Here is a 7227-nt window from a genome sequence, read left to right as displayed (position 1 = left end):
GCGGCGGCCCAGGCGGAGCACCGCCCCCCCGCCGCCACCGCGGCGGGGCTCTCGCTTTCTGAAGCGGCCGGCCTCAGCGCAGCCAGTGCCGGATCCGCTCCCGGAGCGTCGGGCGGACGGCCCGCCGCGCGCGCGACGCCGCGAAGCGATCGATGCGGATCCGGTCGTTCGGGACCTGCCGCAGGAACCGCTCGGCGATCTCGAAGACGACGATGTCGGGCCGGACGTCCTCGACGTAGGCCCAGTCGATGTTCGCCGACCAGATCGCGTGCACCTCGGCGAAGGTCTCCGCCAGCATCGCCGTGAGCCGGGCGCCCGGGCTGTAGATGTAGGAATCGCCGAACAGCACCACGCGGCGCCGATCCGGCGCCTCCGGGTTCCTCAGAACGACGCGGCATCCGACGAACAGTCCGCGCGGCCGCACGGCCCGTCCGGATTCCCGCACGGCCACCAGGGCGTTCGCGTCGATCCGTGCCGCGCGGCGCGGGAAATCGTAGGCGACGTACGCCTCGTCGACCGGCGGCACGAGCTTCTCGCCGAGGTCGAAGGTGAAGCGCTCGGTCGCGCCGGTCCCCGCGAAGACGTGCGCCGCCGCCGGCGCGTCCAGGGCCTCGCAGAGCGCGCGGTACGCCGTCAGGTAGCCGCGGTAGGTCCAATGCGTGTCCGTCCGCAGGTAGACGGGTTCCTCGGCCCGCGCCGCCAGCAGCGGCGCCTGCAGGTCGACCATCGCGGCGCCGCTGTCGCCGGCGACCTGCCGGGCGAGCCGAACCCCGGGCGGGTCGTCGAGCCCCGGGAAGGGGCGGCCGAGCAGGTCCGGATAGATCGCGAGCTTGTCGGGGACGACAGTGTGCACGTGCCGGATCCCGAGGTCGTCGAGGCGCCGCGCGCGCCGCCGGATGAGCCGCGTCCAGCGCTTCAGGATCCGCCGCGAGGTCGCGGTGTCGCCGTAGAAGGCTTCGACCTCGCGGGCGCGTCCGACCCAGTACAGCCAGCCATCGTGTCCGACGGCCACGCCGTTGCCGCTCGTCTTCAAAGCTTCCGGCCTCCCGCCGCCCGCGACAATCCCGTCGATGACGCTGGGCTCCCGCGTCGACGGATCCGCGCGCGATTGCAACCCCTTCGTCCCCGGGAGAGGCGGAAGCGCGCCGGCGGCTTTCCCGGCGCACCACCTCTTTCGCCCGCCTTTCGGCGCCGCGGTGAAACTTTATGGTCGCGCCGCGGGTACTCCCGTCAGGCGCATCACACGGCGCGGCGTTGCGAAGAAGGGTCGACCCATGTCCGCGCTTGTCACGTTCGTCGGCTGCGGCCTGGTCCTGTCCGGGTTCGCGGCCGAGAAGTTCGCCGAGCGTCGCTGGCTCGCGGCGAGCCGGCCCGCACCCCTCGACACCCTCGCGGTCCTGGCGCTGGCGCTGCCGGCCGTCGGGCTCACGCTGATGGCGACGCTCGCGGTCTGAGCCCGCAGGGTCGACCTCTCACACGGCCTCGCCGCAGAACAGGACGCCGACCGTCCGCTCCTTCCGCCAGACGAGCTGGACCGCGTAACGCATCTCGGCGCTCGACAGCACGAGGTCGAACACGTCCTCCAGCAGCACCGCCTGCGAACCCAGGAACTCCAGCATCGCGCCGCGATCGGAGATGTTCATGACCTGGCAGGGATAGCGCGCGCCGTCCCGTTGCTGGGCGAAGGCCAGCAGGGCGGTGGGTCTCCGCTCGGTCGCCCGGCGTTCCGCGACGGCGGCAGGGATGCTGGCGTTGCGGGACACGGCCGAAGTTCCTGCCCTGGTCGGCCGTTATGGCGCGATATCAGTAAAAATGCGCCGGATTCGCTAACATGTTATTGATGATCGACGTCCGCGCGTCAGAATAGCAAGTCGCGCCCTGTCTATCGGCCCGTTCTCCGGTAATCACCGCCGGTCTCGTCTCGGCGGCCCCTCGCCGGCCTTGATGAACCGGCCGATCAGGAGGCCGAGCGGGATCGACACCAGGAACCAGTTGCGCAGGAATCGCAGGGCGGTCATCGGCTCGCTCCCATGGCGCGGTGGCTGCCGCATCCGCGGGCGCCCGGGGCCGGCGTCGCCGATGCGATGCTGTAACCTATCTGGTCCCGCGGGCGGCTTCTGCCAGTGCGATCCCGGGCGAGGCCGCGCCGAGAGGATATCCGGAGACGATCATGCGCATCCGCCCCGGCACCGCCCTGATGGCGTGCTTCGCGATCGGCGTTCCGACGGTCGCGGCCGCCGAGGCGCCCGGACAGCCGCCGCGCGCCGCACCGGCGACGGATCCGGCGTCCGCACCGCAGCCGTGGCCGCCGAACTTCTCCCGCAGCGTGCAGGGAACCGGGGTGATGGGCCTCGACGGCGGCCACGTCTTCCTCTGGAACCGGCCCCAGGGCTTCGATCCGGTCTCGACGCTGCGGGTCGACCGGCACGTGCCGGAGGGGTCGGGCGAGGCCACCCACACCTACAAGGCGCTCTGGGCGCTCGGATCCACCGGCCCGCACAATGCCGGCTACGAGTGGACGATCACGGGCGAGCTGCACAACCGCGCCCTCGCCAGCACCGGCGCGCAGAACGTCGCGGTCAACGGCACGATCTTCAAGGAGCCCAACGGGCTGGGGCCGGTCGGGCCCTCCTGGGCCGGCAATTTCAACTGTGTCGACATGACCGACGAGGCCGATCCCGTCGCCTCCTGCATCGGCGCCGAGATCGACGTCTCGGCGCAGTCGCCGACCACCGACCGCAACCGCCAGCGGGTCGGCCTGCAGATCTCCACCGGCGGCGTGCCGGGCGCCCATACCGGCTACGGGATCCTCATGGGCAATCTCACCGGCTCCATCACCGACCGGGCGATCTCGTTCCAGGGGGAGGGGACCTACGGCATCGGCATCGACGCCGCCGCCGCGCGCTTCACCGGCGTCCCGATGCTGCTCGCGGCCGGGCAGGCGATCGGGCTCGACGGCAACCGGGAGGGTGGCTTCTCCCGCAGCCTCGGCTTCGACGGGCGCGATCTGGTCTACGGCACGGCGGCCGGGCCGATCATGCGCGTGAGCGACAGCGGGCAGATCGAGGTCGCCTCGCTCCGCGAGAGCCTGCCGCGGCCGCCCGCGAGCAGCCGCGCGCCCTGCGCCCCCGGCGACCACGCCTGGGACGAGGCCTACGAGTACCGCTGCGTCGCGCCCGACCGCTGGAAGCGCGCGGCGCTCAGCGACTGGTGAGCGCCGCAGCCCGCCGTCAGCGGTCGAGGATGCGCACCACCGCGCGGGTGTCGGGATCGACGACCACGATCTTGTCGCCGGGCGCCACGAAGTAGCCGAAGCGGCGCAGGCGCGGGTTCGGGGCCTCCGTGAAGGGCGCGAGCCGAACGTCGGGCGGCACGATGCTGCCGGGCCGCAGCGGGATCGATCCGACGATCGGGCCCGGACCCACCGGCCGGCGCACGATGTAGTCGCGCACCACCACGTCGTCGTCGGGGCCGAACTCATCGGGCGTGACGATCACCGCCTGCGCGAAGGCGGAGCCGGTGAACAGCGCGGCGAACCCGAGGGCTACGGCGAGGCTGGCGCGGGTCGACATGGCGGACTCCCGTGAGGCCCCGGCGGAGTGCCCGGGCCGCCGGAAACATCGGGGTCGGCGTTCGGGTTCCCGGACGGGCCGGTCAGCGGCCGATCTGCCCGGCCTCCGCGAGGGGGACCGGCGACCAGCGGGTCAGCTGGACGTACCCGTCGAGGGCCGCCACCACGACGTGGCGGCGGTGGCGGTGCACCACCGCTCCGGGCGTGTGCGCGTGGCGCTCCTGCCATCCCTGCGCCTCCGCCACGTAGACCCGGGCATCGCCGAGCCGCGCGATCGTCTCGACCGTGCCGAAGGCCCGCACCCGGCGCAGGACCGTCTCGACGTCCTGCCGGAAGTCGAGCGTCCGGTCGGCGTCGGTGGCGCGCGGCCAGTAGGAGCCGTCACCCTGCGGCTCGGAGCGCCGCCATCGGTTGGGCAGGTCGCGGCCGAGGGGGCCCGCGGCGAGGCGGCGCGCCGCCATCTGGCACTTGGCGAGCAGCGTCTCGTGGCTCTCGCGGGGACTCAGGGCGAAGATCTCCTGCGCCAGGATATCGCCGGTGTCGAACCCGTCGGCGAGCACGTGCGCGGTGACGCCCCAGGTCTCGTAGCGGTCGAGGACCGCCCGGAACAGCGGGTAGGGGCCGCGGCCCGTCGGGAGCGGCGAGGGGTGGAAGTTGAGGCCGTAGGCGGCGCGGCCCTTCCAGCCCTTGATGAGCCAGGGGTAGCCCGCGACCACGAGCGCCCAGTCGCGGCCGTGCTCGGCGTGGAGCGCCTCGATGTCCCGCTCGCGAATCCGCGAGAGCTGGATCGGCAGCCGCAGGGACCGGGCGCGGGCGACGACGACCTCGTTGTGGTCGTAGACCCCGTCGCACGGGCGCGTGAACAGTTTCACCGGCGTCCAGCCGGCGTCCAGCAGACCCTCGAAGACCCCGCCGAGGAAGTCGATGCCGGCGAACGCGAACTTCATGCTTGCCGCCTGCGACCTTGTGCATGTGGAGGGCGCGGGTCCGCCGCCTGCCCGGCCGCGTCCCCGGGCCTACCTTGATTGGGCCGGCGGCGGTGGCAAGGGGGAACGGCGTGGTTCGGGTGATCTTCGACGGCGGGACCGGAGTGTTCGGCCGCGCCGCGGATGGCGAACGCGCCGCCCCGCACGGCGAGGTCTGAGGCATGGCCGGGAAACGCCGCGCCGCCCCGTCCGGAACCCTGCGCTTCGTTCTCGGCGACCAGCTGACCCGCCGGGTGTCGAGCCTCGTCGACCTCGACGCCGAGCGCGACGTCGTCCTGATCGTCGAGGTCCGCGACGAGGCGACGTATGTCCGCCACCACAAGCAGAAGATCGCCTTCCTGTTCGCCGCCATGCGCCACTTCGCGGCCGAGCTGGAGGCGGAGGGGATCACGGTCGAGTACGTGCGCCTGACCGACGCGGGCAACACCGGCAGCTTCACCGGCGAGCTGGAGCGTGCCGTGGCGCGCCACCGGCCGGAGCGGGTCGTGGTGACAGAGCCGGGCGAGTGGCGCGTCTGGGAGATGATGCAGGACTGGCGCGAGACCCTGGCGATCCCGGTCGAGATCCGGGCCGACAACCGGTTCCTGTGCCCGCGCGAGGATTTCGCCCGCTGGGCGGAGGGCCGGCATCACCTGCGGATGGAGACCTTCTACCGGGGCATGCGGCGCCGGACCGGACTCCTGATGGACGACGGCGAGCCCGCGGGCGGCCGCTGGAACTACGATCCCGAGAACCGCAAGCGCCTGCCCAGGGGGCACCGTCCGCCCGACCGGATCGGCTTCCAGCCCGATTCCGTCACGCGCGCGGTCATCGCCCTCGTGGAGGCCGAGTTCGGCGACCATTTCGGCGATCTCACCGGCTTCTCCTGGCCGGTGACACGGGCCGACGCCCTCGCGGCGCTCCGGCACTTCCTGGCCGACGCCCTGCCGACCTTCGGCGACTATCAGGACGCGATGAAGACCGGCGCGCCGTTCCTGTACCACGCGCTGCTGTCGCCCGCCCTCAACGCCGGGCTGCTCACCGCCGAGGAGGTGTGCTGGGCCGCCGAGCGCGCCTACCGCGACGGCGCGGCGCCGCTCCACTGCGTCGAGGGCTTTATCCGGCAGATCCTCGGCTGGCGGGAATACGTGCGCGGCCTCTACTGGGCACGGATGCCCGCCTACCGCGACAGCAACGCCCTCGGCGCGGGCCGCGACCTGCCGTGGTTCTACTGGTCCGGCGAGACGGCGCTGAACTGCGTCGCGCAGGTCGTCGCCGAGACGCGCGCCCACGCCTACGCCCACCACATCCAGCGCCTGATGGTGACCGGCAACTTCGCCCTCATCGCCGGCATCGACCCGGCTCAGGTGGAGGAGTGGTACCTGATCGTGTTCGCGGACGCCTACGAGTGGGTCGAGCTGCCCAACGTCCACGGCATGGTGCTGTGGGCCGACGGTGGCGTCATGGGCTCCAAGCCCTACGCGGCCTCGGGCGCCTATATTGACCGGATGTCCGATTACTGCGCGTCCTGCGCGTACGACGTGAAGGTCAAGGCCGGGCCGGAGGCGTGCCCGTTCAACTATCTCTACTGGAACTTCCTCATCGAGAACGAGGACCGGCTGGCGGGCAATCAGCGGATGGCCATGCCGTACCGGACGCTCCGCGGGCTTGGCGACAGGCGCCGCGCCGAGATCCGCCGCGACGCGGCCGCGTTCCTCGACGCCCTCGAGGCCCGGCCGAGCGCCGATCAAAGGGGCGACCAGACGGACAGGCTCAGGTAGGGGCAGGCGCGGCCCCGGCCGCTCTCGGACTGGAGGCCCGCCGACGCGCGGAAGCTGTACCGGCCGAGGGCGAAGTCGGTCCCGTGCAGGCCGAGGCTCCACTTCGCGTAGCCGGTCCTGTCCGTGTAGAGGGCGGCCTCGGGACCCAGATAGGTCTCCCAGAGCCGGTAGCCCCAGGCGAGGCGCGCCCACAGGCTGTCGCGGGCCGACCCGGCGACGGCACTCGCCTGGAGCAGCGTCGACTCGCTCGGGCGCGCCCAGATCTCGCCGTGGAGCCGGAGCCCGAAGCGCGTCGGCAGAGCCTCGAAGAGCGGCCCCGCGATCAGCATCTCCCGCGCGATCTCGGGCCCGGCAAAGGCCGCGACCGCGCCCCAGTCGAAGACCCACTGGTACCCGGCCAGGGCGGCGGCGGCGACCGTGTAGCGCGTGCGGGGGCCGTCCGGACCGGCCTCCGCGCGCCGCCCGCCACCGACGCTCGCCAGCGCGGTGAAACCGTCCTGCGCGAGGGAGGTGAGGCCGGCCTTCGCCCCGACGGTCAGGAAGGTGTCGCCGCCGGCGTCGAGGCTGCCGAACAGCAGCGTGTCGATCTCGCTGCCGCCGGCCGGGTTCGAGACGGCGGCCTGTCCCGCGAGCAGAACCGCGAGAACGGGCGCACGTCCAGCGATCTTCCGGGACGGGCGCTGGTTCGGCACAGTCGATCCTCCGACGTCTGCGGAGGATAGTAAGAGAAAATTAACTGCGTTTCACCGCGATCCGCTCGCGATCCCCCGGAATTGTCGGATTCGCGCGCCGATCTTCGGGGCGCGGGGACGACGTTGCTTCGGAGAAAAGCGTCGGTGCGCGCGCTGTGCTTGCCGGGACTTCGCGGGCCGTCCGCCGCGCGTCCGCCCGCGGGACGCCATCGCGCTGT

The 7227-nt window shown here is 72.5% G+C and carries 8 protein-coding genes; 3 read left to right on the top strand and 5 right to left on the bottom strand.

Annotation, left to right across the window (positions count from 1 at the left end; genetic code table 11):
• Positions 1-73 precede the first annotated feature (73 nt).
• Entirely contained in the window at positions 74-1012 is a 939-nt protein-coding gene (locus tag ACLBYE_RS18205; RefSeq protein WP_447695254.1) for an alginate O-acetyltransferase AlgX-related protein, read from the bottom strand.
• A gap of 262 nt (positions 1013-1274) precedes the next feature.
• On the opposite strand from ACLBYE_RS18205, the gene ACLBYE_RS18200 reads away from it, so the two are divergent.
• The gene (locus tag ACLBYE_RS18200) at positions 1275-1454 is read left to right on the top strand and encodes a hypothetical protein (RefSeq protein ID WP_020092863.1); all 180 of its coding nucleotides are present in this window, start codon (positions 1275-1277) and stop codon (positions 1452-1454) included.
• Positions 1455-1472: 18 nt separating this feature from the next.
• On the opposite strand, the gene ACLBYE_RS18195 is transcribed toward ACLBYE_RS18200, so the two are convergent.
• Positions 1473-1763 (bottom strand): PilZ domain-containing protein, encoded by a 291-nt coding sequence (locus tag ACLBYE_RS18195; RefSeq protein WP_447695253.1) that lies wholly within the window; start codon positions 1761-1763, stop codon positions 1473-1475.
• A 407-nt stretch (positions 1764-2170) separates the two neighbouring features.
• Here ACLBYE_RS18195 and ACLBYE_RS18190 point away from each other — a divergent pair, with 407 nt between their 5' ends.
• Entirely contained in the window at positions 2171-3214 is a 1044-nt protein-coding gene (locus ACLBYE_RS18190; RefSeq protein ID WP_447695252.1) for a hypothetical protein, read from the top strand.
• Positions 3215-3230: 16 nt separating this feature from the next.
• Here the strand turns inward: ACLBYE_RS18190 and ACLBYE_RS18185 are convergent, their stop codons facing one another.
• Positions 3231-3572, bottom strand: coding sequence for a hypothetical protein (locus ACLBYE_RS18185; RefSeq protein WP_447695251.1), 342 nt, complete (start codon positions 3570-3572; stop codon positions 3231-3233).
• Between the two features lie 82 nt (positions 3573-3654).
• On the bottom strand, positions 3655-4518 hold the full coding sequence (locus ACLBYE_RS18180; RefSeq protein ID WP_447695250.1) for a formyltransferase family protein: 864 nt from the start codon (positions 4516-4518) through the stop codon (positions 3655-3657).
• 200 nt (positions 4519-4718) lie between these two features.
• Here ACLBYE_RS18180 and ACLBYE_RS18175 point away from each other — a divergent pair, with 200 nt between their 5' ends.
• Positions 4719-6317: a cryptochrome/photolyase family protein gene (locus ACLBYE_RS18175; RefSeq protein ID WP_447695249.1), complete on the top strand. Its 1599-nt coding sequence runs from the start codon at positions 4719-4721 to the stop codon at positions 6315-6317.
• On the opposite strand, the gene bcsS is transcribed toward ACLBYE_RS18175, so the two are convergent.
• Positions 6284-7009, bottom strand: a complete 726-nt coding sequence (gene bcsS, locus ACLBYE_RS18170; protein WP_447695248.1) for a cellulose biosynthesis protein BcsS — start codon at positions 7007-7009, stop codon at positions 6284-6286. The genes ACLBYE_RS18175 and bcsS overlap by 34 nt on opposite strands.
• Between the last annotated feature and the right edge of the window lie 218 nt (positions 7010-7227).

The organism is Methylobacterium sp. A52T, assembly GCF_053346095.1.
This window is presented reverse-complemented; position numbering and strand designations above follow the sequence as displayed.